The sequence below is a fragment of the Rhizobium sp. BK538 genome, from assembly GCF_014197575.1.
Classification (GTDB): domain Bacteria; phylum Pseudomonadota; class Alphaproteobacteria; order Rhizobiales; family Rhizobiaceae; genus Rhizobium.
Genome location: NZ_JACIFT010000001.1, coordinates 438,541 through 464,802, shown reverse-complemented (window position 1 = coordinate 464,802; position 26,262 = coordinate 438,541). Strand labels below are relative to the sequence as shown.

24 protein-coding genes and 3 pseudogenes are annotated in these 26,262 nt (G+C 60.5%); 9 read left to right on the top strand and 18 right to left on the bottom strand.

Going from position 1 to position 26,262, the window contains the following annotated elements; all coding sequences use genetic code 11:
- Positions 1 to 81: 81 nt before the first annotated feature.
- The 3 genes and pseudogenes from FHX09_RS02255 to FHX09_RS29590 form a co-directional block, all read left to right on the top strand.
- Entirely contained in the window at positions 82 to 906 is an 825-nt protein-coding gene (locus FHX09_RS02255; RefSeq protein ID WP_132593852.1) for an aldo/keto reductase, read from the top strand.
- 91 nt (positions 907 to 997) lie between these two features.
- Positions 998 to 2,029 carry an aldo/keto reductase gene (locus FHX09_RS02250; protein WP_132593854.1) on the top strand — a complete coding sequence of 344 codons (1,032 nt, stop codon included), beginning with the start codon at positions 998 to 1,000 and terminating at the stop codon, positions 2,027 to 2,029.
- 200 nt (positions 2,030 to 2,229) lie between these two features.
- Positions 2,230 to 2,361: pseudogene (locus FHX09_RS29590) on the top strand (IS5/IS1182 family transposase); the annotation flags it as partial.
- A gap of 240 nt (positions 2,362 to 2,601) precedes the next feature.
- On the opposite strand, the gene FHX09_RS02245 reads toward FHX09_RS29590, so the two are convergent.
- From FHX09_RS02245 to FHX09_RS29585, 3 genes and pseudogenes are all read right to left on the bottom strand, one after another.
- Entirely contained in the window at positions 2,602 to 3,021 is a 420-nt protein-coding gene (locus tag FHX09_RS02245) for a type II toxin-antitoxin system VapC family toxin (protein ID WP_132593856.1), read from the bottom strand.
- Complete coding sequence (locus tag FHX09_RS02240) at positions 3,018 to 3,272, bottom strand: plasmid stabilization protein (protein ID WP_132593926.1); 255 nt, start codon at positions 3,270 to 3,272, stop codon at positions 3,018 to 3,020. Before FHX09_RS02240 ends, FHX09_RS02245 begins: the two co-directional genes overlap by 4 nt.
- A gap of 216 nt (positions 3,273 to 3,488) precedes the next feature.
- Positions 3,489 to 4,082: pseudogene (locus FHX09_RS29585) on the bottom strand (transcriptional regulator).
- 1,335 nt (positions 4,083 to 5,417) lie between these two features.
- Between FHX09_RS29585 and FHX09_RS02230 the strand changes: the two are divergent.
- Positions 5,418 to 5,804 carry a TetR-like C-terminal domain-containing protein gene (locus FHX09_RS02230; protein WP_348649155.1) on the top strand — a complete coding sequence of 129 codons (387 nt, stop codon included), beginning with the start codon at positions 5,418 to 5,420 and terminating at the stop codon, positions 5,802 to 5,804.
- 242 nt (positions 5,805 to 6,046) lie between these two features.
- Here FHX09_RS02230 and FHX09_RS30400 read toward each other — a convergent pair whose 3' ends face one another.
- On the bottom strand, positions 6,047 to 6,259 hold the full coding sequence (locus FHX09_RS30400; RefSeq protein WP_184449256.1) for a hypothetical protein: 213 nt from the start codon (positions 6,257 to 6,259) through the stop codon (positions 6,047 to 6,049).
- On the opposite strand from FHX09_RS30400, the gene mug reads away from it, so the two are divergent.
- Positions 6,188 to 6,670, top strand: a complete 483-nt coding sequence (gene mug, locus FHX09_RS02220) for a G/U mismatch-specific DNA glycosylase (protein WP_184449238.1) — start codon at positions 6,188 to 6,190, stop codon at positions 6,668 to 6,670. The genes FHX09_RS30400 and mug overlap by 72 nt on opposite strands.
- Positions 6,671 to 6,792: 122 nt before the next feature.
- Here the strand turns inward: mug and FHX09_RS02215 are convergent, their stop codons facing one another.
- The 5 genes and pseudogenes from FHX09_RS02215 to FHX09_RS02195 form a co-directional block, all read right to left on the bottom strand.
- Complete coding sequence (locus FHX09_RS02215) at positions 6,793 to 8,181, bottom strand: aldehyde dehydrogenase family protein (RefSeq protein ID WP_184449254.1); 1,389 nt, start codon at positions 8,179 to 8,181, stop codon at positions 6,793 to 6,795.
- A complete protein-coding gene (locus tag FHX09_RS02210; protein WP_132593878.1) occupies positions 8,174 to 9,832 on the bottom strand; it encodes an acetolactate synthase large subunit in 1,659 nt (552 codons plus the stop codon). The genes FHX09_RS02215 and FHX09_RS02210 overlap by 8 nt, the downstream gene beginning before the upstream one ends.
- 571 nt (positions 9,833 to 10,403) lie before the next feature.
- Positions 10,404 to 10,556 (bottom strand): annotated as a pseudogene (locus FHX09_RS02205) (IS256 family transposase); the annotation flags it as partial.
- A gap of 635 nt (positions 10,557 to 11,191) precedes the next feature.
- A complete protein-coding gene (locus FHX09_RS02200; RefSeq protein WP_184449236.1) occupies positions 11,192 to 12,544 on the bottom strand; it encodes a GAF domain-containing protein in 1,353 nt (450 codons plus the stop codon).
- A complete protein-coding gene (locus FHX09_RS02195; RefSeq protein WP_184449234.1) occupies positions 12,541 to 13,026 on the bottom strand; it encodes a pyridoxamine 5'-phosphate oxidase family protein in 486 nt (161 codons plus the stop codon). Before FHX09_RS02195 ends, FHX09_RS02200 begins: the two co-directional genes overlap by 4 nt.
- A gap of 287 nt (positions 13,027 to 13,313) precedes the next feature.
- Between FHX09_RS02195 and FHX09_RS02190 the strand changes: the two genes are divergently transcribed.
- From FHX09_RS02190 to FHX09_RS02175, 4 genes are all read left to right on the top strand, one after another.
- Positions 13,314 to 13,775: a cupin domain-containing protein gene (locus FHX09_RS02190; RefSeq protein WP_183723031.1), complete on the top strand. Its 462-nt coding sequence runs from the start codon at positions 13,314 to 13,316 to the stop codon at positions 13,773 to 13,775.
- A gap of 56 nt (positions 13,776 to 13,831) precedes the next feature.
- Positions 13,832 to 14,677, top strand: a complete 846-nt coding sequence (locus FHX09_RS02185) for an arylamine N-acetyltransferase (RefSeq protein ID WP_184449233.1) — start codon at positions 13,832 to 13,834, stop codon at positions 14,675 to 14,677.
- Between the two features lie 35 nt (positions 14,678 to 14,712).
- Positions 14,713 to 15,330, top strand: coding sequence for a YceI family protein (locus FHX09_RS02180; RefSeq protein WP_132593890.1), 618 nt, complete (start codon positions 14,713 to 14,715; stop codon positions 15,328 to 15,330).
- 1,301 nt (positions 15,331 to 16,631) lie between these two features.
- Positions 16,632 to 17,072: a DUF3299 domain-containing protein gene (locus FHX09_RS02175; protein WP_246699369.1), complete on the top strand. Its 441-nt coding sequence runs from the start codon at positions 16,632 to 16,634 to the stop codon at positions 17,070 to 17,072.
- A 168-nt stretch (positions 17,073 to 17,240) separates the two neighbouring features.
- Here FHX09_RS02175 and FHX09_RS02170 read toward each other — a convergent pair whose 3' ends face one another.
- From FHX09_RS02170 to aztA, 9 genes are all read right to left on the bottom strand, one after another.
- A complete protein-coding gene (locus tag FHX09_RS02170; protein WP_184449231.1) occupies positions 17,241 to 18,626 on the bottom strand; it encodes an ATP-binding cassette domain-containing protein in 1,386 nt (461 codons plus the stop codon).
- A complete protein-coding gene (locus FHX09_RS02165) occupies positions 18,623 to 19,396 on the bottom strand; it encodes an ABC transporter permease subunit (RefSeq protein ID WP_132593932.1) in 774 nt (257 codons plus the stop codon). Before FHX09_RS02165 ends, FHX09_RS02170 begins: the two co-directional genes overlap by 4 nt.
- A 2-nt stretch (positions 19,397 to 19,398) precedes the next feature.
- Complete coding sequence (locus FHX09_RS02160; protein ID WP_245505555.1) at positions 19,399 to 20,343, bottom strand: ABC transporter permease; 945 nt, start codon at positions 20,341 to 20,343, stop codon at positions 19,399 to 19,401.
- Positions 20,340 to 21,839: an ABC transporter substrate-binding protein gene (locus FHX09_RS02155; protein WP_245505556.1), complete on the bottom strand. Its 1,500-nt coding sequence runs from the start codon at positions 21,837 to 21,839 to the stop codon at positions 20,340 to 20,342. Before FHX09_RS02155 ends, FHX09_RS02160 begins: the two co-directional genes overlap by 4 nt.
- A gap of 236 nt (positions 21,840 to 22,075) precedes the next feature.
- Positions 22,076 to 22,369, bottom strand: a complete 294-nt coding sequence (locus FHX09_RS02150) for a hypothetical protein (protein WP_132593893.1) — start codon at positions 22,367 to 22,369, stop codon at positions 22,076 to 22,078.
- Positions 22,366 to 23,427, bottom strand: coding sequence for a GTP-binding protein (locus tag FHX09_RS02145; protein WP_246699382.1), 1,062 nt, complete (start codon positions 23,425 to 23,427; stop codon positions 22,366 to 22,368). The genes FHX09_RS02150 and FHX09_RS02145 overlap by 4 nt, the downstream gene beginning before the upstream one ends.
- Positions 23,428 to 23,549: 122 nt before the next feature.
- Positions 23,550 to 24,512: a zinc ABC transporter substrate-binding protein AztC gene (aztC, locus tag FHX09_RS02140; RefSeq protein ID WP_132593895.1), complete on the bottom strand. Its 963-nt coding sequence runs from the start codon at positions 24,510 to 24,512 to the stop codon at positions 23,550 to 23,552.
- Between the two features lie 19 nt (positions 24,513 to 24,531).
- Positions 24,532 to 25,398, bottom strand: a complete 867-nt coding sequence (gene aztB / locus FHX09_RS02135) for a zinc ABC transporter permease AztB (RefSeq protein WP_184449226.1) — start codon at positions 25,396 to 25,398, stop codon at positions 24,532 to 24,534.
- Positions 25,391 to 26,191 carry a zinc ABC transporter ATP-binding protein AztA gene (gene aztA / locus FHX09_RS02130; RefSeq protein WP_132593899.1) on the bottom strand — a complete coding sequence of 267 codons (801 nt, stop codon included), beginning with the start codon at positions 26,189 to 26,191 and terminating at the stop codon, positions 25,391 to 25,393. Before aztA ends, aztB begins: the two co-directional genes overlap by 8 nt.
- Positions 26,192 to 26,262: the final 71 nt, after the last annotated feature.

Sequence of the window (26,262 nt, the reverse complement as noted above, 5' to 3'; positions counted from 1 at the left end):
CCACCGATGACATCAAGAAGCTTGAAGTCCCCTACAAGCCGCTGCACGTGGGCGGTTTCTGAGCGGAGCAAGGAAGCGAACATGACGATAGAACCAATGGTCGCCGGCATCCCGCAGATGGGTTACGGCACATGGAACCGCTCGGCGGACGAAGCCTATCAGGGCGCCATCTGGGCGCTGGAAGCCGGCTGCCGCCACATCGACACCGCCCAGGGCTACGGCAACGAGCAGGGCGTCGCCCGCGGCATCAAGGACGCCGGCGTGCCGCGCAGCGAAATCTTCATCACCACGAAGGTGAGGCCCGAAAATTACGGACCTGGCGCTGTCGTGCCGTCGGTCAGGGAGAGCCTGGAAAAGCTCCAGACAGACCAGGTCGACCTGCTGCTTCTGCACTGGCCATCACCGCATAACAAATATCCGCTAGCCGATTACGTCGGCCAGCTTGCAGAGGTTTTCGACGCCGGCCTCGCCAAGCGGATCGGTGTTTCGAACTTTACGAAGGCGATGATCGACGAAAGCATCCGCATGCTCGGCCACCGCACGATCACCACCAATCAGGTGGAGTGCCACGTCTACATGCAGAACCGGCCAATCATCGATTATTGCGAAAAGCTCGGTATTGCCGTCACCGCCTACTCGCCGCTGGCGCGGGGCGCCGTGGTGGGCGACCCGGTTCTCGACGAGATCGGCAAAGCCCATGGCGCCACGGGCGAGCAGGTTGCGCTCGCCTTCCTGATGGCCAAGGGGCATATCGTCATCCCTTCTTCCAGCAAGAAGGATCGCATCATCCTGAATTTCGAAGCACGCAAGATTGCGCTGGCGCCAACTGAGATCAAACGGATCGAAGGCCTCGAAAGGGGCATGCGACTGGTGAACGGCGATTGGTGCCCCGTTTGGGACGTGTGAGGATGGCTCGCTGCACTTTCTTTCAGTGCTGTCGAGTTCGAAATGACGGCCGCCGCCTGGTGTCGCGGCTGTGTTCAATGAGGAGATAAACATGGACTATCGCAAACTCGGCCCGAGCGGCACGATCGTCACCGCCTATTGTCTCGGTACGATGACCTTCGGCGCAGAGGCGGACGAAGCCGCTTCCCACAGACTGCTTGACGACTATTTCGCCTGGGGCGGCAATTTCATCGATACTGCTGACGTTTACAGCGCCGGCAAGTCCGAAGAGATCATCGGTCGCTGGTTGAAGACCCGGCCGGCCGAAGCAAAACAGGCGGTGATCGCCACCAAGGGGCGCTTCACGATGGGACCGGGACCCAACGATATCGGTCTTTCCCGGAAGCACCTGAACCAGGCGCTCAACGCTTCGCTCCGCCGCCTCGACGTCGAGTATATCGATCTCTATCAGATGCATGCGTGGGATGCGTTGACTCCGATCGAGGAGACGCTGCGTTTCCTCGATGACGCAGTCTCCGCCGGCAAGATCGGCTACTATGGCTTCTCCAACTTTGTCGGCTGGCATATCGCCAAAGCCTCTGAAATCGCCAAGGCGAAAGGCTATACCCAGCCGGTGACGCTGCAGCCGCAATACAGCCTTCTGGTGCGCGATATCGAGCTTGAGATTGTCGCCGCCTGCCAGGACGCCGGCATGGGTCTGCTTCCCTGGTCGCCGCTCGGCGGCGGCTGGCTCACCGGCAAATACAAGCGCGACCAGATGCCGACGGGTGCCACCCGGCTCGGCGAAAATCCGAACCGCGGCAGCGAATCCTATGCCCCGCGCAATGCGCAGGAGCGAACCTGGGCGATTATCGGCGCTGTCGAGGAGATCGCCAAGGCCCGCGGCGTCAGCATGGCGCAAGTGGCACTTGCCTGGACGACGGGACGGCCGGCTGTGACGTCGGTCATCCTCGGGGCCCGCACCTCCGAACAGCTCGCAGACAACCTCGGTGCTGCAAAGCTGGTGCTTTCCGATGAAGAGACGGCGAAGCTTAACGCGGTAAGCGCGCCGCAACCGCCTTCCTATCCCTATGGCGAAGGCGGCGCGAGCCAACGCAACCGCAAGCTCGAGGGCGGGCGGTGAGACATCGACCGGGACAGAGCACGTTAGCGGAGCGATCAGAATGTGGGATCTGGCTGCATGACCAGATTTTCGCGTGATCCACTTTTACGCCGTCCTGTGGCCGGTTTTTACTCCGCCGTTGACAGAAGACAATGCATCGCCGTTTCAGCCGCTGGTGTCATGCCGGTGTGTGGGAGCGCGAGTTCGGGACGCTGACGGCAGATCGAGACAATCAGTATCTGATGATCGATAGCACCATCGTGCGCGCCCACCAGCAGGCGGCCACCGGAAAAGGGGGGGGCCAAAGATCAGGCGTTGGGCGTTCCCGAGGTGGACTGACAACGAAGATCCACCTGCTGGCCGACACACTTGGCCGGCCACCCCGCTATTTCAGTGCTAGATGTTTGATCCGCAAGAATGCGTAGGTCGATCGAAATACTATGGAGCGCCGCAAGGTTACCAAGCTTTCTACGTCGTCAGTTAGGGTGCGTCGGCAATGTGACTAGTCATCGTGGCGGCCTTTGCCATCTCCATCCTTCAAGCAACAGGTCTTGAAAGGAAACGAAATTAAGAAACCTACATGTACACTGTAGTTATCTGGACCAGGGATTGATCACTTTCAGCCCAGCAGCCTCAAAAGGGCTCGTGTCGCGAGTTGCGATCGCGAGGCCATTCGCTGCGGCTGTGGCTGCAATGTAGCCATCAGCCGTGCCAATCGCTTTCCCAGATACTCGAGCGCGGGCCATCAGTTCGGAATAAAACTGAGAAGTAGCCAGATCGAAGGGCAAGATTCGCTCGAAAAAGTGGGGCAGCACTTCGCTCTCAAGGCGGTCGAGAAGGATAGTTTGTCGTTTCCCTGAAGGCATAGCAGCGATCCCGAAACGAAGTTCGGCAATCGTTATTGCGGAGAGGAACAGCGTCTCGATAGCTTGGGCGTCCAACCAGGCGATCACTGCCTCATCAGGAACCGGTTTCCAAGGCTCGGATATAACATTGGTGTCCAGCAAGATCATTCGAAGGTCATCGGTTCAGCAGGTGTCTTGTCGCGGCTTTTCTGCAGGGCTTCAACGTTGCTGTCGGAAAGCCCGGCGTCGCGACCAATGGCTGTCAGCAAAGAACCGAGCTTAACACGTTCAGGAGGACGAACAGCGGCTTCAATAATGTCACGGATCTCGGCCTCGGTGCTCCGGCCATGATGAGCCGCTCGCACCCGCAGAGCACGATGTGTTTCGTCAGAAAGGTTTCGAATGGTGACTGCCGGCATTGATATCACCTCCATAGGAATGATTGCTTTGATATCAAAATATACAAAACGACGCCAAAATTCAAGATATTCATTAATGAGGACAAACATCCTGTCTGATTAGATATCCCACCGTGATGGGATCTGAACCGGCGACATCCTATTCATCCGAGGTCCGTTCGCCTGCAACAGGCTTGAAATTGATCCGGGGCTAAATGGGCAGGCAGTGCGCCACGCTCAGCGTTCAAACCGGTCCAGCATTCTTCCCAACTGGGCGTTTTGCAGCCTGAGCTTTATGGCCAACTGGTTCCTCAGCACCTTGATCTCGTCATCGAGGCTCATCTCGTTTGCAGTGTGTATAACCTGGCGACCGTCCGCTATCGCCACCGCTTCCTTGCCGCGGCTCCTTTGCTTGCGCGGAGCGACCTCGACAGTTCGCTTGATCCTAGGGGTATCTTGTGCAGCGGTGACGTCGATACCAGTACCCCCGGATATAGCCGGATTAGCGACCTCCACCATTGTGGCGACATCGCCGTCACCGGCGCGGCCGGCGCTGTCGGACAACGGTCGGCACATCGGCACTCATTGCCGTATCAGTCTCGTCGGCCATGCTGTCAACAACGACTCGGGCTGATCTGCCTTTGGTAAAGACACTTCATCGCCGGATTTGCCATTCTGAGAGCTGCCCGGCAGAAACGTCATTGCGTCTTCCTCCAGGTCTCGAGCGGCGGACTTTAGATCCACGTTGCCCCAGCTCGAGTTGGACCTGGCATCGAGTTTTCGCCTGCCGGTTTTGTACTCGACGGCAAAGCTGCGTCGCACTTTTTTCAATATAAGAGGCCTTGGAAAATCCGCGGAAGGGTTTGCTGATATGCTGCTACATCACGAATAGCGCCTACCGGACTACCAATCTACACCCATCGTCATTTCGATCACCGCACCATTCCGGGAGCAGAATTTGTGGCCAATCGGATGGGGCTGAGGGCGGTCTATGCGCTCAACGTTCTTGAAAGGAAACGGCGGACCAGTAGTTCGTCCCGAGACTTTCTCACAGGTTCCCCACGATCCATTATGCGATCTTTCTGGCCTAAAACATGAACCCCATAGCAACAAGCAGGACGCTGGCCTCGAAAGCTCTCCCCGCGCCAGACCGTTGACCCCGCTATTTCAGTGTTGATGGCGTAAGGGGTATTTATGGAACTTCTCAATCATAGCGCTTTATGCTTACGCGCGACGCCGCCGGGCTCGTTTCGGCGATTTGCCGGAAACTGGATGGTGTCGCCCTTGCAATCGAGCTGGCGGCGGGACGTGTCGAAGCACTGGGACTGCGACAGACCGCAGAACTTCTCGACCAGCACCTCTCACTGTCGTGGCCTGGTCGCCGATCAGCTCCGGGACGACAGAGGACCCTCCAGGCTACCCTCGACTGGAGCTACGACCTCCTCTCGGCGATGGAGCGCGTGATCTTAAGATGCGTCGCTGTTTTTTCGGGTCATTTCACACTCGATGGAGCGATTGGCGTCGCCCCGAGGGAGATCGCCGCAGGTCTGGTCATCGAAGCGCTCGAGAACCTGGTCGCGAAGTCCATGGTTGCGTCCCGTCAGCTGAACGGTGCTACGCGTTATCGGCTGCTTGCGACGACTCGCGCCTACGTCCTTGCACTGGAAGGCGACCCGGTTGCGGGCCGAAATCTCTCAAGACGCCATGCGGAATACTGCATTGGGTGGCTCGAAAACAAGGCTCTGGCAGGCGTTGCACTTCGCGAGACCAGCGCCCGTGCGCGCTATCTCGACAGTCTCAACGACGTCAGAAGTGCATTGGAATGGTGTTTTGGAGAGTCGGGCGATCAGCCCTCTGGAATACGCCTTGCAGCGCGGGCCGCCCCGATCTTTCTCGGTCTGTCACTTCTGGGCGACTGCTACAAATGGTGCGGGACGGCAATTCGCGCCCTTGGCACCCAGGAGTCCGGCTCTCCCGACGAAATGCATCTTCAGGCCGCATTTGGCTTATCGGTGATGTTTACGCGGGGCAGCAACGATGACGCGCGCGAGGCATTGAACCGAAGTCTCGCAATTGCCGGGCGCGGGGAAGACGACCATCTATCGCTGGTATCCGACCAAGGCGGATCTTTTCATCGCGATCTACACGAGCGAACGTTCGGTCTCGGTGCCGGTACCCGATACTGGGAACCTGATCGAAGACCTCGTGCAATACACGACCAGCCTCTGGAGGTTCTGGGCATCGCATCCGGCAGGCGCGGCGCTGCGCGGCCTGATCGCCGAAGCCCAGGCGCCGGAGGCGTTGAGCGCGCTGCGCGACAGGTTTCTTCCAGACCGAACGGCGGACGTGAGGAAGATCATGACGGACGCCGCTAAACGCGGTGAACTGCGCGCGGAAGAGGTCGAGGACAAGGTCTCGCTCTGGGTCGGCTTTAGCTGGTTCAAACTCCTGGTGGCCGAACTGCACGAAGAAAAGGCCATCCGTTCGGTGATGATGCATCGACATTACGGATTGCTGGTCAACAATAGCGGCGGTTTAACTGCGAGCAGATAGCGGACGCTTCGATGATCGTGTTAACGGCCCGGCTCGATGCGTTCTCGCCGGGATCGACAAAGATCCACGTCGACATTGACCCTCATCGATCGGAAAGACAGTACTGGTCAAGGTCGGCATCTTCGGCGATGCACTATCCGTCTCGGAACATCTGATCGCCGCCTCGCGATCCGAGGATGAGAAAAGCCGGGAGGAACGGCTAGAGCCGTGGTGGCGCAGATCCTGGTGGGCAACCAAGGCATTTAGCTGATATCGTGGACCTTGGCTCTATCATCACGGCGGGACGCGTTGCACTGGTCTGAGAATGAGCGAGGATCGAGAGGATGGCTATGTTGTTGGAGATCGATGTCGGCGCGCCCGTCCCGGACGCTTGACTTGCAGACGTGCTCGCGCCCGGCCTTCAGGTCGTTTTTTGCGGTCTCAATCCGGGCCTCACCGCCCGTCGCGATGGCCATAGTTTCTCCTCGCCGAGCAATCGTTTCTGGCGCCTCATGCATCTGGCGGGTTTCACGCCTCGGCTCTTGAGAGCGGACGAGGAGCGGGACCTGCTTGAATTCGGCTGTGGCATCACGGCTGCGGTAGCGCGTCCGACAAGGTCGGCAGCAGAACTTAGAACTGGCGACTATTTGGCCGCGGCCCCCGACCTAGAGGTAAAAATGCGCAGGTTTGGACCAGCCAACCTCGCCTTTCTCGGAAAAGCGGCGTTCTCGGCAATCAACGGCAGGAGCGACTGCGACTGGGGCAGGCAGAACGTGGTGTTTGAAGGAGCCAGAACGTGGGTTCTTCCCAATCCAAGCGGTCTCAACAGGGCGTTCAGTCTGGATCGCCTAGTCGGTTACTACAGGTGCCTGAAAGCGGAAATCTAGTTCGATGACTACGGCTCGAAATCGCCAAGGACTACGGACGTGAAGACCATCACCTTCAGTTGGTTTTGTAGATCGAAACAGCACTGCGAGACCATCATACTCCTGCAAGCCAGTTGCGCGGATCAACTGACGCCGTTTAATACCACCATCTTGTCGTCGGCCATCTCCTCCATCGTCCAAGGAATACCCCCGACACCATATCCCGACTGCCTGCGCCCGGCAAAAGGCATCCAGTCGGTTCGAAAGGCCGTGTGGTCGTTGACGAGCACTGCCGATGCATCGAGATGCCTTGCCGCCTTGAGCGCGACGGCTATATCGGTGGAAAAGACGCTCGCCTGGAATGCATAAGGCAGAGAGTTGGCTACACGGATCGCCTCGTCAATGTCGCTATAGCCATAGACACAGGTTAGAGGTCCGAATACCTCAAGCCGCGACACCTTGGCGTCCGCCGGCGGATCGAGCAGGACGGAGGGCAGAAGCGTGGTCTCGGACAACCGTCCTCCCCCGAATTGCCTTGCTCCCGCATCGGTCGCTTCCTTGATCCAGCTTGCGACACGTTCCGTCTCGCGCGGCAGGATCAGCGGCCCGACTTCCGCCTCCTTCAACGTGGGATCACCGACACGGAGGCTTGCGACCTTGGCGGCGAGCGCGTCGGTGAAGTTGGATAGGATGTCATTGTGCACGAAGAGGCGCTGCACCGACACGCAGACCTGCCCCGCGTGATAATACCCGCCTTTGACGATCGTCCCGATGATTGCATCGACACTAGCGCTGCGATCGACGATAACAGGGGCTGCTCCACCATGTTCCAGCGCACATCTCGTGCCTGGCGGCAGCTTACTTTTCAGATACCAGCCGACCTTAGCCGAGCCGATGAAGCTCAGGAAGGCGACGCGCTGATCCGTAGCAAAGCTCTCGGCAAGCGCATTGTCCTCCGTGATGAAGGTCTGACACCAGCGCTCGTCCAGTCCCGCCTCCCAGAACAGCTTGACGATCTCGATGCAGGAAATCGGCGTGGTTGCCGCCGGCTTGACGATGACCGGGCAGCCGGCCGCCACTGCGGGCGCAATCTGGTGGATGATGAGATTAAGGGGGTGGTTGAACGCCGATATCGCCGCCACGACGCCGATCGGCTCCTTGGTGGTGAAGGCCCATCGGTTGGTACTGGCAACAGTCAGGCCCATCGGGATTTCCCTGCCGCCAAAACTGCGCAGCTCGTCTGCCGCGTTGACGAGACCATCGATCGCGCGCGTCACCTCGATGATCGCATCCGTCAGCGGCTTGCCACCTTCGCGGGCGATCATGGTGGCAAAGCGGTCACGGTTCTCGGAGAGAAGCTCGGACACCCTTCTGAGGATAGCCATCCTGCGATGCGCCGGCAGCCAGGCGCTTCGATCGGCATAGGCTTTCGCGGCAACTTCGAGCTTATGCTCGAGAGCAGCGGCGTCATCGGCCGGTATTTCGGCAATGAGCGCGCGATCGAATGCCTGATAGACCTTCAGGTTAGGCATCATCTTGATCCTCCAGAATGGCGGGAAGCCGCTCGCGCAATTCCCTCACCAGCACACGTTCGTTTTCCGAATAATCGACCGGAACGTTCACCAGATGAACGCCACCGCCGGAAAAGGCATCTTCAAGCGCCTGCTTGAACTGGCTGATGTCGTCGACCCTCGTCCCCTTGGCTCCGTAGGATTGCGCATATTTCACGAAATCCGGGTTGCCGAACGTCATTCCAAAGTCCGGAAACTCGTCCACCGCCTGTTTCCAGCGGATCATGCCATAGGCATCATCCTCGATGACGAGGATGACGAGGTTCAGCTTCAGCCGGACGGCCGTTTCGATCTCCTGCGAATTCATCATGAAGCCGCCATCCCCGCAGACCGCCATGACACGCCGTTCCGGATAGAGCATCGAGGCGACCATGGCCGATGGGAGACCGGCGCCCATCGTTGCAAGGGCGTTGTCGAGCAGCAGTGTGTTCGCCATGCGCGTCCGATAGTTCCGTGCGAACCAGATCTTGTACATGCCGTTGTCAAGCGCCAGGATGCCATCATGCGGCATGACTTCCCGCATGTCATGGACCAGCCGCTGCGGCGTGAAGCGATCTTCCGTTGCCCGAACGGCGATGCGCTCGAGGATGCGCTCCCGCAGGTGAAGAAGGGCTTGCGCGTTCGGCAGCTTGCCTTCGAGGCGATCCGCCAACGCCTTCAACGATGGACCGATATCGCCGATGACTTCCGATTGCGGGAAATAGACCTGCTCGACCGTCGCCGGCTGATATCCGACATGGACGACGTTCGGACCACCCTTGCCCATGATAAAGGGCGGCTTCTCGATCGTATCATGGCCGATGGTAATGATGAGATCGGCCTGCTCGATCGCCTCATGGACATAGTCCCGTTCCGACAGTGCGGCGGTGCCCATGTAGAGCTCGGTTCCGCCCGGGACCGTTCCCTTGCCCATCTGGGTCGTGAAAAAGGGGATGCCGGTGCGGATGACGAATTGCGCGATATCAGACGTCGACCGAGGACGCGAAGCGGCTGCCCCGAGCATGAGGAGCGGGCGTTTTGCCGCGGTAATGAGGACGGCCGCGCGATCGAGCGCCGCGTCACTTGCGATCGGCAGCTCCAGCTGATGCGGGGCGACCAGAGCGACCGGTGCGCATTCCTCGGCAGCGATATCCTCCGGGAGCTCAAGATGGACCGGTCCTGGCCGCTCCTCCTGTGCGATCCGGAATGCCTCCCTGACCATCGTCGGGATCATTTGCGGCGAAACGATCTGCCGGGCAAGTTTGGTGAGCGGCTTCATCGACGCCACCACGTCTACCACCTGGAACCGGGCCTGCCGGGACGAAAGCACCCCTTTCTGGCCGGTGATCATCACCATTGGCATGGCGCCGAGCAGCGCATATGCCGCGCCCGTCGAAAGGTTCAAGGCGCCCGGCCCGAGCGTCGTCAGGCAGACACCCGGTTTGCCGGTCAGGCGACCATAGGTCGCGGCCATGAACGCAGCCGCCTGCTCATGCCGTGTCAGCACCAGCTGAATGGACGATTTGCGGATGGACTCGACAACATCGAGATTTTCTTCGCCTGGAATACCGAAGATACGGTCGACACCCTCGTTTTCGAGTGCGGCCACCAGAAGATCGGAGCCTTTGGTCATGACGGATGCCTCGTTTGGTTATCAGGTCGATCCATGAGCGATTGAGATGAAGCGAGTGCAAACATAAGCGCCTTCCCGATCAGATCCAACGGTAGTTCGGTGCATATATCCCAGATTAGGTGTGCTTAATCGGCCTGCAGAGGATCGCCGGAAAGGAGACACCTTTCGGCCCAATTCGGGGTACCGCAAATATTCGCCTTGAATGGGATCGAACCGGCGACCCAGTATTTTCAAATCCGTTTGTCTGACCACAAGACGAGAACAGCTTTCGGTCACGTCACATTGGTCCGGGCAAATCGGGTTGAGGTACTTCAGACTTGGCAACCACGACCACTCGACCCGCTGCCCTCCACATATCTTATAAACTGGCTTCGCTCCTTGCCGCGATTTTACAGCAGAATAGGCCTCCCAGAGTTCCTCCGGTTGCGCGCCCATTTTGCCATTGCAATCGCAAGAATTTCGCCGGCTCTGCCAACAGAGAAAGGCGATGGCTTGAGAGCCACTGATGATGTCCCAGGGAGTGGTGTAGCTCGTTCGATTGTCGAGCTTTCCGGTCAAGGCCGGGAGCAGGTCAACTTGCGGCAGGCAAGTTGATGAGCGGATCATCACTCATTGTGGCGATCGTCTCAAGTGTCATGTAGCGCGAGCGCTGAACAGCCCACTCATCATTTTGCTCCAGCAGGAGAGCGCCGACGAGACGGACAATGGCTTCGTCGTTGGGAAAGGACGGCTGCTGCCTATCTGTGGCTTGAGCGATGCAGAGTCCTTGTCTGAGCCCAACCACGCCGCTTTCCGCGATTGGCCTGACCGCTTCAGGTCGCCTATGCGTATGTCGAGCCGCTGCCGTTGATAGGTGTCCCTGCCAAATTCTCCATGATGCTTGTCACAGTCGGCATTGCCTGTGGCAGAGCAATGAATCCGCTATAGATCTGAGGGCGGGGGATGCCACCTTTCCATCTCGGCAAAAGCATATGATTTAATCACGCAACCGGCATTTTCCACCGATCCGACGTCGTAAGGGGATTGGATATGGCGCTGACATATCTCTCGCTGATCTCGTCAGCTTTGGTGATTGGCGGCAGCATATTGCTCTCCTAGCAATTGATAACCCGTTTCCCAACTTCAATTGTTATCATCTGACCGCATGTCAAGCTTGGACTGCGGCCGCCCGAAAAGGGGGCCAGACGGTGAAACTCTCGAATAGATTTCGAACCAAAGACCAGTTGGCTCTGGCCGAGAATGTCGAGCACGAGCCCGTCCTGGTCGACAGCAGGCGAAAACCAATTCTTTCTGGCTGCTACGCCGATTGTAACGCGATTCAGGTTTCACCGATGACGAACTGCCTGCCAATTTGCCAGCTCACAGGTCATCGCCTCTGGTCGCGTCGAAGATGGGAGGTCCTTCCATCTCAAGCCGGACGCGGCCTCTGCCGACGCGGACGAGGCGTATGGGCGCCCGCTTCTCTTCGAGCCGGCGACGCAACAGCAGGAGCCGGGTTTCGAGATTGTCCTTGATCTCCGGCATCCGGGCGCCGGCCGCGAGCCGCATTTCCCGGTTCGTGAATTCGCTTCGGCCCTCGTTCAAGTGCCATTCGAGCATCAGGCGCAGCAGCGAGCCGGCAACACCCTTCACGATGTAGGTGCCGTCGACGAACACGCTGTCGTCGAAGCGGTGATGGACGACGCGGACTTCCCGCCCGGCGGCGGCAGGTTCGGGCAGCGTGGCCACCGGCCTCGGCTCGGCGGCCGCCGCTTCCCGTTCGCTGGCCCTGAGGGCGCTGGCGGCCTGACCCGCCAAGATTTCGAGAGCCGCCTCGTCCTCCTCGCGAAAAGCCAGCCGTTCCGTGCTCTCGATGAAAAGTACGCCTGTAGCGGCGCCGCGGGCGGTCATGGGAACGGCGATCTGGCTCATGGCCGTCGGCAGTTGCGGGAAGGCGACGGTGCGTGTGGTATTTTCAGCCCCTTCCGCATCCAGGCCAATCGCTTCGCCGAACCTGCGGACGCGGCTCATGTCGCTGACCTTGATCGTCTGGCCGCTTGTTGCCGCAGCACCGATCAATCCCTCGCTGCCGGCGACTTCAGATCCAAGGCCCGAGCGCCCGTAGCCGATGCTGCCAGTGGTGATTAGACAACCGCGATGGTTGTCGCGGATGAGCACGAGCGCATTGTCGTATCTGAGAACGCGCTGGACGCTGCCGAGCAGGCTGTCGATAATTTCGTCGGCTTCCTGCTGCTGCTTGATCACCCTGATCGCCTCCGAAAGGGCGGGGAGGCTGACGGGTGGGCGGCCAGCCATGGCCAGCGCGCTTTCCACCGGCGAGAGGACCTTTTCGATCCCGTGTACCCGGAAAATATCGGCGCTCCTGAGCCGCATGACGTCCGACATGCCGACCTGCGCGCTGCTCGCCTTGAGCTGGCGGGCGATCTTGTCAAATAACGCGCCTGCATCGACGGAACGCACGAAGCCGATGTCGAGCAGGAACTGGTCGCCCGTCAAACCGTCGACAAGGATCAGCGTGACCTTGGGATTGGCGCGCACATTTGCTGCCGTCTTGGCAAAGAACTGGTTGGAAAGCGCGACATGCTCCTCATCGATCCGCACCACATGGGAGAGATAGGATATGTTCGGCATGCCATCGGCCGAGGCCGTGGCGATGATGGAGGGGATGACACCTTCGAAGCAGGCGGAAAGATCAGAAAGCCGCGGATTCATCGGGAGCTCGCACCAGATTGCTCGCCTGCCAGCATGCCGGCGAGCGGGCCGGGAGTCTGGACGTAGATTTCGCTGATTGCGAGCCGGGCGACCCGCGCCTCGCGCGCCGTCAGCCAAGGCGCGATGAGGCGCCGAGGCACACCGAGGGATTCGAGCTCTTCCGTCGCCGAGGCCATGAAGCGGTCGGCGCGATCGAGGTCGCGCCTTTCCGTGTCGCGCATCGTGGCGGTGCCCTTCAGCTGGAAGCTCACATAGTCCGAGGGGCTGACGAAGGTGGCGGCGATCCGCCCGGTCTGCTGGATGCAGGGCTCGAGTCGCGGCCACTGCCAAGCGGAAAAGACGACGTCGATCGTTTCGCGGTCTTCCAGGAGATGAAAGCCGACGCCGCGTCCCGCGGAGGGCCGGCGGCGATCGTCGGCCACCGCGATGATGCACATCAGCGGCCGATTGAAAAAGTCGAGGAGCCTGTCATCGAGCCTCACTGCCACCCCCTATTGCTGTTCCCCAGACTTCTTAGCAAACTTTTAGGATATTCGGCACGGCTTGCACATTCATTTAGGAACGCCGGATTTCGCGGCGCGCTATAGAAACGCCGTACCGGCTGGACGGCCTGAACAATCATCATCTGCCCGTCTTCGGCGGCCCCCGCGCCGCCCAGGGGAATGACGTCGATACCACGCCTCGCATGTCGGGGCGAGACACGATTTCTGCGTCCTGCCGCAAGAGTGAAAGCATCGAGGATCGATGCGGTCCGAACCTGGAGAGAGAGATGAAAAAATTCACCGACGCGGCGGTTTCGCCGTCGGGACATGGGACGCAGGCGATGGCGTTCGGCAGGCATGTCATCCGCATGATGGCAGCCCATACGGGCGGCTCGCTCGGCATGTTCGAGGCTTTCGTGCCGGCCGGCGAAGGACCGCCGCTGCATGTGCACGAGCGCGAGGACGAGTTCTTCCGCGTCCTTGCCGGCCGCTTCGGCTTCTGGTGCGCCGGCGACTATGTCGAATTGACGGAAGGCGGTTGCATCGCGCTGCCACGCGGCGTGCCACACCGCTTTAGCAATGTCGGCAAGACGGAAGGCCACCTCATGGTCGTCGTCACGCCGGGCGGGTTCGAAAGCTTCTTTCCGATCGTCGAACTCTGCAGGCCCGAAACACACGAGCAAATCGCCTCGGTCGCCAGGGACTTCGGCCTGATCTTTCCACCCGACAACGACCGCAAGGTCGCCTGACCCACCCGAACACACCACGGAACCTGAACACCGATCCATCGAAAGGAGACTGAAGGATGACACACGCGCCTTCGAACACAGACGAAATGACCCTGACGGCAGCGCAGCTCGACGCCTATCTCGCCCGGATCAGGATGGAGCGACCGGCTCACCTCGACATCCGCAGCCTGTCACAGCTGCATCGCGCCCATCTCAGGACCTTCACCTGGGAAGCGCTGGATGCCTTCATGGGATGGCCCTCCGCGATGACCCCGACCGCGGCCTTCGCCAAAATGGTCGAAGGCCGGCGCGGCGGTTGGTGCTACGAGATGAACGGCCTCTTCGGCGCCGCGCTTACCGCGCTCGGCTTCCGCGTGACCCGCCTTTGCGGCGGCGTCGATCGGGAGAAGCTCGGTGACATCGCCATTGGCAATCACCTCACCCTGCGCATCGATCTCGACCGTCCCTATCTCGCTGAAGTCGGCGTCGCGGACGCTATCGTCGAGCCGGTGCCGCTGACCGTCGGGCCGATCAGCCAGCGTGGTTTCGACTTCTCGATCATGCCGGCCGACGGCGGATGGCTGCGTTTCAATAACCATGTGCGCGGCATTGCAAAAAGCTTCGACTTCCGGCTCGACCACAGCGACGAGGTGGCGATGGCCACGACGCATGGCTGGCTGATGCAGGATCCGGGCTCGCCGTTCACCAATGCGCTCGCGGTTCTGCGGCACACGGTGGACGGTTATGTCGCCCTGCAGAACGACTGCCTGCGCCGCGTGACCGCAAAAAGCCTCACCGAGCAGCGCATCACGAGCGCTGACCATCTCGCCGACACGTTCGAGACCGTGTTCGACCTCGACATTCCCCGGCACAGCCGCGTCTGGGAGCGCCTTCAGGCTATCAGCCGCGACAAGGCCGCCTGAACCGGCATCATCACGTCAAAGTCAAGGAACCACCCATGCTTCGCATTCCTGTATTCTCACTCGTTATTGCCTTGAGCACGACCTTCGCCCTTGCCGCCGCCGGCGACCCGGCGCCCGGCGGCGCCTACAAGACTGATCCCTCGCATTCTAGCTTCAACTGGTCGTTCAACCATTCCGGCCTTTCAAATTACACCGCGCGTTTCACCAAAGTCGACGCTCGGCTGGAGTGGAAGCCGGAAAAGCCGGAAACCTCCACGCTCTCGGTCACGATCGATCCGCTTTCGGTCCGCACCGACTATCCCTGGCCGGAAAAGGTGAACTTCGATGCTGAGATCGGCGGCGAGGAGACGTTCCTGGCCGCCAAGCCGATTACCTTCATTTCCAAGACGATCCGCGTAACGGGCGAGAATACCGGCGCCGTCGAAGGCCTCCTGACCCTGCGCGGCGAGACGCACCCGGCGACGCTCAACGTCACCTTTAACGGTTCGATGGCCGAGCACCCGATGATGGGCGTCCCGAAGATCGGCTTCTCGGCGACCGGCAGGATCCGCCGCAGCGAATGGGGACTGGATTTCGCAATCCCCGAGCTCGGTGACTTGGTCACCTTTGCCATAGAAACGCAGATGGTGCCCGCCGATTACTCATTCCAGTGAGAAACGAAATGAGATGCAGGTCCGGCCGGACCTGCATCTCAATCACTGCAGCAGGGTCTCATGGCTCAGTCGCCACGTCAACGAAACTAATGAGCTTGGCAAATGTTGTGAAGCTGATTTGTGGGAACGTCGGAACGTCGGAGGGTGCTCGGCGCCGACTCATGATGGCGCATCAAGGCTCTTCAACCGCTGTTCACGGGATGTGAAGTATTGGACTCCCGAAACTGTTCCCCGCCTGGCCACGTTCGATATCAGTGGCGTGAAGTGGAACCTTGAGTCATGGGCAAAGAGAAAGCAATAGTGGAAGGCGCCTCTGCAATGATCCTTAAGCGGAAATACTGGCACCAGATGAAGGGCGATAAGGTAAGGCGCCGGCTGGCGTCTCCTATGTCATCGCCCGATCGTGCGGGCCGCGGCTTCAGCAGTCCACTTCCTCCGGCCAAACTGGGACCACCGCCAACCGTGTCGATTTTCGCCATCGAGAGCACGCGCGCTACTGCAACCAATCGAGATATTGGTGTATCGAGATCGTTGCTTGACCGTCGTTACCCCCATGAAAGTCGCGCGTCATGTCCGGGAGGCGGCAAATGCCTTGGAGGCGGTCCGGGCCACGCAATTCCTGGCACGGAATGAGCTGGATGCGAGGGATCGGAATCCGGCTGCCGTTCACTGAATGCTTGCTTTGACATCTTTTGGAATAAAAAGCCCGCCGTGTTGGCGGGCTTGGGAAGATTTGGTTGCGGGGGCACGCAACCAACGATTCCTGCGATTGGTTGAGCGAGATATACCGAAGCTGGCACGCATCACAGGACCGATGCACACGGTGAAGCCAGACGGTGGTCCACCAATGATGACTTCACAGTGAAGCTCCCTCTGCCTTCAACGATCTAGGCGTGATCACACCGATACCAACAGCGGGGTGATGTCGCCGCTCGCATCGCCTGCACGAAGCGTGACGACAAGCTCGAATTCACCCCCTCGCGATCAAGAGAACATATTGGCTAAAGAGCTCTGACATGCGGCAGAGCGTAGTGACCTGGGCGTTCCCAATAGTCTGGCTTGTCAAATCACGATCGAGACGTGCAACGACATCAAGCTTAGAGCTTGGATCGATGACCACAAAGCCGGCGATGAATCGATCCGACGCGAGATCTGTGATATCAGCCTCGCCTGGTCTGACAGATGCTGGAGCCGCAATGTTCAGTCGAAAAACTCACCTCATATTCGCAGCATGCCTGGCATCTCTTTTCTTTTCGCCATCATTTGCAACGGAAAGAATTTCGTGGAACTCGCTGAGACCGATGGACCAGCGGGGCGCGCTCCTGCCTCCAAGTGAAAGCGTGCCTGACGAAGTGGTCGCCAAGAGCCTCACTTGGCCCATTAACGGGCCCGCGGTGGAGTTGACAGGGTTTCTCCTGCCGATCGACCAGGAAGGAGAGCTTGTCTACGAATTCATGCTCGTCCCGTGGGCGGGAGCTTGCAGTCACGGTGCCGCTCCGCCACCAAACCAGATGGTTCATGTGTTCCCGGCTCAGCCATACCGAATTTCGCGAATATATGAACCGATCGTCGTGAGCGGTCGACTGAAGCCCGGGATCGACCAGGCCCAGCTTTTCATCATGGATGGCAGACGGGTCCTTACCTACGGATACAGCATGACGAAGGCCGATGTCGTTGCCGCGAATAAACTCGACGATCCCGATCTCCGCGCAATCCCTCCCGGAAATTTCCTGTCGAAATAGGGCGCAAGAAGCGAGACATGATCGCACGCGCGAACGAACCAACGCCTTGGCGAGGTATCTCAAGCTACAGTCCTCCACCTCGAGACATCGGCACATGCCTCGAACCGCATGAGCGGCAACGGCAGCGCTGGCGCGCAGAGATCTGCTTCGAGCGATCGCAGCGGCCGATCAGGGAGCTTCCAGACGAAGCACCTGATCGCTGACGGCGGTCAGCAGCGCTTCGTCATGGCTGACGACCATGATCGCCACGTCCCGTTCCCGTGCGACCTTCACCATCAGCTGCATCGTTTCCGCCTGCGTTACCGGATCGAGGCGCGAGGTCGGCTCGTCGGCGAAGAGGAAGACCGGATCGAGGAGCAGCGCACGCAGCAGGGCGATCCGCTGAAGTTCGCCGCCGGAAATCTCACTGGGCAGCCTGTTCAGGAGGTCGGATGACAGCTTGAGGTTCTCGAGAGATGATGCGATGCGGGCACGATCGATTCCGTGAAGCCGCACAAGGTCTTCTAGTCCCTGAGCCAATGTGATCCGGGCCGGAAAAGCAGCCGGCGGGTCCTGCCACAGCTTCTGGTAGCCCAGGCGCCGGATGGATGGGTCTCGCCAGAGCGTGCCTTGATGCGGCAGCAGACCAAGAATTGCATTGCCCAGGCTCGACTTGCCGCAACCCGAGGGACCGAAGATGCCAAGCACCTTCCCCGGCGATAGCGTGAAGTTCACCGGCGCGAAAAGTTGCCTTCCGCCTCGTGCGACCTGAAGACCTTCGGCCCGGATCAACGGTGGCATTTCCGCCGCCGGAGTGCGTCGAGCCCAGCGTCCGGGATCGGAGGCGACCAAAGCCCGGGTATAGGGATGTTCGGGAATGGTCAGCACGCGTCCGGCCGGACCACGCTCAATCACCTCCCCGCCCTTCATGACGAGAATCTCGCCGCCGAGACCCGCCGCAAGGACAAGGTCATGGGTGATGGTCAGGAGGCCGCCTCCTCCTTCAAGGCCACGACGCAGGAGCGCGAGTACATCGTCACGACGACCGGCATCAAGACCCTTGGTCGGTTCGTCGGCGACGGTGACGGTCGCCCCGCCCGCCCGCGCAGCGGCGAAGGCCAGACGCTGCGCCATGCCGCCGGAAAGCTGCCAGGGATATTTGGAGCCTGACCCGTCCAGACCCAGCGCCGCCAGGTCCGCATTGGCGCGGTCATCCGGGCGTTGATCACTCCGGAAGAATTGGTAGACTTCAGCGACCTGGCGTTTTGCGGGCATGAGCGGATCAAGGGCGAGCCAGGGCTCCTGCGGCAGAACCGCGACGCGGCGACCCCAGAGCGCGCGGCTGGCCCGGGACCGGCCCGGCTTCAGCCGCTCGTTTCCGACGATGATGCTGCCGGCCGCCTCAAGTCCCTTCGGCAATGTGCCGATGATCGCCTGCGCAAGCAGGCTCTTGCCCGAGCCGCTTTCGCCCAGGACGGTGACCGCTCTCCCCGCCGGCAGGCTGAGCGAGACCGGATTGACCAAGGCCTCCTTACCTGCATGTACCGTGATGTTTTCGGCGATCAACAAGGTCATCGGCGGCCTCCCGCAATGAGGTTGAGCGACAGGAGCAGGATGAAGCAGGCGAGCACCGGCTGGATGAGCGCCACGGGCGCTTCCCGCCAGCTTGGCAGAAGCTCGACCATCATCAGGCCAAGTTCAGGTGTCGGCGCGCGCATGCCGACGCTGACGAACCCAAGTGCCGCAATGGCGGCAATAGCGTTGGCGACGCCGAATGCCGCTGCCGTGCGCAGCATCGGCCCGATTTCCGGCCACAGAATGCGACGAAACACCCAAAGCGGGCCGAAGCCCTGCAGCGTCGCTGCCTCGACCGCCGGGCTCGCCAGGTGGCTGCGGGCCGCACTGCGTGTCAGCCGGAAGAATTCGATCCATTGCACGGCAGCGATGCCCGCCCAGAAGGCGAGCGGGGTAGACGGCAGGATGACGCCCATCATCAGCACCATCAGCAGGGCCGGCAGCGCCAGGAAGGAGTCCGCCAGCAGCGACAGCCCCCGGTCAATGAGACCACCTCGCCAGCTGGCCAGGGCACCGAGAGCGACGCCAATCACGGCGGCCGTCGCCGTCGCGGAAATGGCAATGACCAGAGAAAGGCGCAAGGCGTAAGCCAGGCGCGAATACATCGACCGGCCCAGATGATCGTATCCGAATGGAGCACCGGCATCCGGGCCTGCCAGCGCCTTCAGGAGCGCCTGCTTGAAGGGACCCACGGTGTCGAAGAGCGGCCCAATCAGGGCGTAGGCCAGTATGGCCACAAGCAGCACCCATCCCATGCGATAGCTTGACATCGTCACGCGCGCACCTCACGCGGATCGATCCGCCGCGCGACCAGATCGATGACGGCGTTTATGACAACGAAGGTCAGGCCCATCACAAGCGCCGTGCCCTGCACCATCGGGACATCGCGGTGGAACACGGCGTGAATGAGCGCGTGACCGATGCCTGGCCAGCCAAAGATCGTTTCGACTACCACCACGCCTTCGGCCAGAAGCACGAACTGAAGGCCGAGATAGGTGATCACCGGAGCACCGATATTGCGCAGGCCGTGGCGAAGGAGAACCTGGATCTCGCTCAACCCTTTCGTGCGCGCGAAGGCGTAGTGGGGACTTGCTTCAACGGCGGCCATTGCATCGCGGGTGATGCGTGCCGAGGCAGCCGCGAGACCGAGCGCCAGCGTCCCGGCCGGCAGGAAAAAGTGGCTTGCCTGGCCATAACCGGCCGATGGTAGCAGACGAAACTGCACCGCAAAGATCACGATCAGAACCAAGCCCAGCAGGAACTGCGGCACAGCCCTGAATGCTGCCGCGATTACGAGCAGCGCCCCATCGAAGCGGCCGCCGGCATTGAGTCCAGCGTAGATTCCGAGCGGCGGGCCGATCAAGAGCGATAGTGCCAGCGCCATTGCCGCCAGTTCAAGGCTTGCACCCAGCTGATGGACAATCTCCCCCCAGACGCTTTGTCCTGAGACCAGCGATTTCCCCAGGTCGAATTGTGCCAGGTCGGACATCCAGCGCAGGAACTGGGCCAGCGGATCGGCGCCCAGTCCCAACTCTACACGAACCGCCTGGGCAAGTTCGGCCGAGGCCAGATCGTAGCCGTAGCGGGCGGCGGCGATGCGATAGGCCATGTCTCCCGGCATTGCCTGCATCATCAGGAACGACATCACGCCGACCACCAGAGCTACGCCTGCCGCCTGCAGCAGGCGGAAGGCTATGATACGCAATGCCGCCGTCACTTGATGAACTCGGCCGACTTCAGCCCGAGCGTACGCTCGTAGGGATCGATCACAATGCCCTTCACCTTCTTGGAAATGGCCGCAGTCTGCTGATACCAGGCGATCGGAATGACGGGCATTTCGGCATGAAGGACACCGGCAAGAGCGGCGCGTTCGGCCGGGGTCCCGCCGTTGGCCGCCATCTTTTGGACGGCAGCCGTGAAATCGGCATTCTGCCAGCCCATCGCACCCCAATCACCGGTCGGCGCGTAGTCCTGCATCAGCGTTCCGATCGGATCAGGCACCAGCGCGAAGTTGCGGGCAAACAGCGCCATCTGAAGAGTTCCTGCGGCGTGCTTGGCGGGGACTTCGGATGAGTTGGTGGAGTTGATGGTGACGGCGATACCGACGTCGCGCAAAAGCTGTTCCAGCACAGCGGCCGTCAGGGGCAGTTCTGGCCGGTCCGGATAAGTCAGCAACTCGACCTCAAATCGCTGGCCGTCCTTTTGCAGCACTCCGTCGGCTCCTGGGGTCCAGCCCGCTTCGGCAAAGGCAGCCTTGGCGGCTTCTGCATCATATGCGAGAGGAGCAAGCGCAGCGTCGTGCCAATCCGCCATGGCCGGGGGAAACATCTGCGTTGCCGCCGCCGGGTAGCGGAGAACTGCCTGCGCCAATCCAGCGCGGTCGATAGCCAGCGACAATGCCCTGCGCTCTTCGATCGTGTCGAAGAAAGGTGAGGCAAGATTGATCTTCAACAGCAACAGGCGCGGCAGAGAGACGGATTCCACATTCACGGACTCCACGGCCTTGAGTCTCGAGACGGAGGCCGGATCGAGGTTGACCACCACTTCCGCATCCCCCGCTTCCGCCATCAGCGCGCGCGTCTCGGACCGACTGATGCCGCTATAACGCACAGCCAGCAATTTTGGCGCACCACCCCAATAGGCTTCAAACCGTTCTGCCTCCAGCGTCATCGGCGGCTCGAGCTTGGTTGCCTTGAAAGCGCCCGTGCCGATCAAAGCCGTCACCGTACCGTCGGCGGCATAGGACGCGGGTGCAAGGATGCCGGTGCGGTATTCGGCGAGGAAGGCGGGCAGCGCCGCGAAGGGCTTGGACAGCGCGATGACGACCTCTTCCCCCTCGGCAGCGATGGAGGCGATCGGCGCTTTCGTCAGGCCCCCCTCCTTCTTGGAAGACCAGTTCAGCGCGTTGGCCGCGGCTTCCGCGGTCAGCGGACTGCCGTCATGGAACGTCACGCCCGATCGAATGTGAAAGCGCCAAGCCAGATTGTCCGCGCTGACCTTCCAACCATCCGAAAGGCCGGGCAGAAGCTGTCCCGAAGCGTCGGCACTCACAAGCGTCTCGACCACATCCATCTTGAGGTAGATGTCGCCTGAGAGCACTGGATCGGCCGACTTGATCTCGAACGGCGCGGCCACGTTCAGGACCGTGTCATCCGCAAAGGCGGCCATGGGGATGAGGGTGGCAAGCAGGGCGACAAGTGGAAGGCGCAGCACAGTCGATCTCCGTTATGTTATAGCATGACGCTCCTCTAGCGGCGTTGTCACTCGTATTCAAGATGCTCCTGCGGAAAAATGTTGCACCCACTATTGCCCCAACATGCAGCGCGCTGCCCGCTCGTCGACGTCCCGTCATACGTTCTATTTTCTGACGCATCGTGCCGCTACCGGCGGTCTGACCGTCATTTCCTTGCTGTCGCGATAAGGCGGATGACGAGACACAACACGATCAGTCATACTGCGCTTCGCGAGAGCCACGGGGTGCAGGCTTCAGCAATATCCTGCTCGGTCACGTCGACCATGGCCTTGTGTACCGAAATCTGTCGGGTCGAACGCCCGGCACTCATGATGACAATGACCGTTTCCTTCGGTGGGCAACCGGGAACGGAACAAGCGAGCTCGTTGACGAAGACAGCATCGGCATCGCCAAGGCGGAAGGCATCGCGGGACCATTGCTTGATGGCACGTGCCGCGCCAACGATCGCCGGTGTTTGGCGCGCGAGCGGATTGGTGAAACCAGACTTCATATGACTCTCCGTTTTCGCGCCTTTGAAGTAGACACCAAGTAGGCGAAAAGCTCCTGGATTTGCTGGCTGCGCAGTTCGTGGCCGATCAACACGAGTTTCGTCGCTCTTGGTTCTCCGGGCCACGCATCGAGGCGCTGTATCGGATAGAGCCTGTGCTGGACTGCGTGGACGATAGCGGGGCGAGAAGGGTCATCCGCCAATGCCACGATTCCCTTCAATCTGAGCAGGCCCGATTGGATGTTGCTGACGATCAGGTCGAGGAACATTTGCAGCTTGTACGGGTCGAGCGGCTGCTCTTGGGTGAGCGCCACGGCCTTGATCCCGTCACCATGACGGTTGGGGTCATGGTCATGCACCCGGTGTCTGGAAAGTCCTTCCATGGCGAGCCATCCCACCACATCGTCGGTCTTGCCCAGCGTCGAATACCGTCCCGCTTCCAGAATGATCTCTGCAGGTCGGAAGTCGGGATCATGCCTGTCGTGAAAGCGGGCAGCTGGATTGAGCCATTGCAGGTCCGAGAAGGCGGGGCCGGCCAGATCGGTCTTTGTCGCGACAACATGATCGGCGAAGGCGAGCTGTTTCCATCCTTCGACATGGCGATCAAGCATCTCCCGACCGTCAAGTGCATCCAATGTGGTGAAAACCTTGGAAAGATGAAAATGACGGCCGACGACATGGTCGCGCAATCCTATCGCAGGTGCGCCACCGGCTACGAGGCTATTGATGATCGGTGCCGGATCAGCGAGACCTGTCGTCTCGATCAGGACACGCGAGAACGGCGCAATCTCTCCCAAACGCCGCGCCTCGTGAAGCTCGAAGAGCGAGGCTCGCACGTCGCTTGTCGCTGTACAGCAGATGCACCCAGTCGTGGTCCGAAAATAGCGCTCGCTCCCGACCTTCACCAGCGCATGGTCGATGGGAACGGAGCCGAACTCGTTGACGATCACGGCGCTGTCCGTCATCGCTGGATCAGCAAGCAATTCGTTGAGCAGCGTCGTCTTGCCGGAGCCGAGAAAGCCCGTCAGCAGCACGACAGGCACCGAGTCGTAAAGTGCCATGATCTCCTGCTCGCCTCGATCTGCTATGCCGCGCCGTTTGAAGATGCCGAAAGGCATGTCACCTCTCCCCTGCCTGGCCGGCACATGAATGGTGGCGGGCGTTGACCCGCCACCCTGTGCATTCAGCTCCCGAGAATGGCTGCCTTCATCGTCTTCACATTATGATGGAACATGTCGATATAGGTCGACGCCGGGCCGTCGGGACCGGAGAGCGCATCGGAAAACAGCGTTCCGCCGACCTTGAGGCCGGTCTCGCTCGCGACTTGTTCCATGAGACGCGGATTGGTGATGTTCTCGACGAACACCGCCGACGCCTTGTCTTCCCGCACCTGGTCGATGATCTTGGCCACGTCGGCGGCCGAAGCTTCGGCTTCGGTCGAGACGCCCTGGGGAGCAAGGAACTTCAGGCCATATTCATGCGCGAAATAGCCGAAGGCGTCGTGCGAGGTGATAATCGTGCGCTTGGCCTCGGGGATCGAGGCGATCTCGTCGCGCACTTCCTTGTCCAGTGCCTTGAGTTTGGCCAGATAGGTATCCGCGTTGGCCGTGAAAGTCGAGCAATCGGCCTTGTCCGCGGCGCATAGGGCTTCCGCGATGTTCTTCACATAGATTTCGCCATTGGCGACCGACTGCCAGGCATGCGGGTCAAACTCGCCGTGATGATGATGTCCTTCTTCCTCCGCATCGTGGCCGGCTTTGGCGTGGGTCCCGTCCGCATGTTCATGCTCTTCTTCCTCGCCCTTGAGCGGTGAGACGCCCTTGCTGACTTCGATGACCGGAGCCTTGGTGCCGCTGGTCTCGATCAGTCGCGACATGAAGCCTTCGAGGCCGAGACCATTGACGAGCACGACATTGGCGCTTTCCAGCGAGGCGGCATCGGCCGGGCTGGGCTCATAGGTATGCGCGTCGCCGTCGACGGGAACGAGCGTCTTGATCTCGATCTTGCCGCCTCCAACGTTCCTGGCGAGGTCCGCGATGATAGAGAAGCTGGCGACGACCTTCAGTTCCGCGGCAGATGCCGAGGAGGCGATGCCGCCAAGCACGATGGCACTGGCATAGCTGGCGAGGCGTAGGGTCCTGAACATGGGAAGCTCCTTCTGTTGATCAGGCTGTCTTGTGGCGGCGTGACTGGAGGAGGCCCATCAGCACCCCCCTTCGGCCGGCCAAAGCTGAGATGAGGTAGAAAGCGCCGGCGACGAAGATGATCGCGGGGCCCGATGGCATGGATGCATGATAGGACAACAGCAACCCGCCGACGGATGACGCGACGGCGATCGTCGCCGCAATCAGACAGAGGCTGCGGACGTCGTTGGACCAGAAGCGGGAGGCGACTGCGGGCAGCATCATCAGCCCCACCGAGAGCAGCGTGCCCAGCGCCTGGAAACCGCCGACCAAGTTGAGCACGACAAGCATCAGAAAGACGAAATGAACAGGGCCGCCGATTCGGCTGACCGATCGCAGGAAAAGCGGGTCGAGGCACTCGGCGATCAGCGCCCGCCAGAACACAAGCAAAGCGATCAGCGACACGCCAGAGATGGTTCCGATCACCGAGAGCGCCTCGTTGTTTAGGGCGAGAACGGAGCCGAAGAGCACATGCATCAGATCGACGCTCGAGCCATGCCAGGAGACGATGAGAACGCCGACCGCGAGCGAGATGAGATAGAAGGCCGCCATGGATGCGTCCTCCCGCTGCACGGTGATGCGCGACACGATGCCGGAACCGATGGCGACCAGCATGCCGACGGCGAGACCACCGAGCGTCATCGGCAGGATGTCGAGACCAAAAATAAGAAAACCGATCGCCGCCCCCGGAAGGATAGCATGCGACATGGCATCGCCCGTCAGACTCATGCGGCGCAGCATCAGGAAGACGCCGACCGGCGCGCAACTGATCGACAGGACGATCGACCCGAACAGAGCCCGTTGCATGAAGCCATATTGCACGAAGGGGAATATCAGCCAGTCATACATGGGCGGTCGTCCTGTGGCTGTGCGCCGTGTCGTCATGGCCTTGCGAGTGGACTTGTGACTCGGTGTCATCCTCGCACCAGCCCGCGTTGTCGTCCCACGCTTCCTGGAAGATTCGCGCCCGGGAGAGGTTATGCTCCGTCAGCACCTCCGATGTCGGACCCCAGGCCACGGGCTTGCGCGCCATCAGTAAGGTCTCAGGGAAATGGGACCTAACCAGCGCATGGTCATGCAACACGCAAAGTACGGTCCGGCCCTCGGAGACCCACGCCTCGATGACGTCCATAAGATGGCGGATCGTCGGCTCGTCCACGGCATTGAAGGGTTCGTCGAGCAATATGAGATCGGCGTCCTGCAACATGGTCCGGGCAAACAGCGCCCGCTGCATCTGCCCGCCCGAGAGACTGTCGAGGGGACGATTTTCGAAGCCGTGCAGCCCCACCTCGGCGAGACAATTAGACAGGTCGTCCCTGTCGCCTCGCGTCAGACGACCGAAGAGACCGCGCTTCTGCCAGAAGCCAAGTGACACGAGGTCTATGACCCGGGCCGGAAAGAAACGGTCGATTTCGGAATGCTGCGGCAAGTAGCCGAGACGGTCGAAATGCAGTTCGCACGTGCCGCTGATCGGCTTCAGGATTCCCGCGATGCCCTTCATCAGCGTCGACTTGCCGGACCCGTTGGCCCCGACGACGGCAGTCAGCGAACCGCGCGCGACGCTGCCGTTCAAGTGGTGGACGGCGGCATGAGAGCCATAGCCCAAAGTGAGGTTTTTGAAGTCGAGGCGGTTGGCGTTCATTTTCGGCACCGGGGATTGACAACTGCGTCTTATGTAATGTTATTACGTTCGTCAAGGGGACGTTATACCGT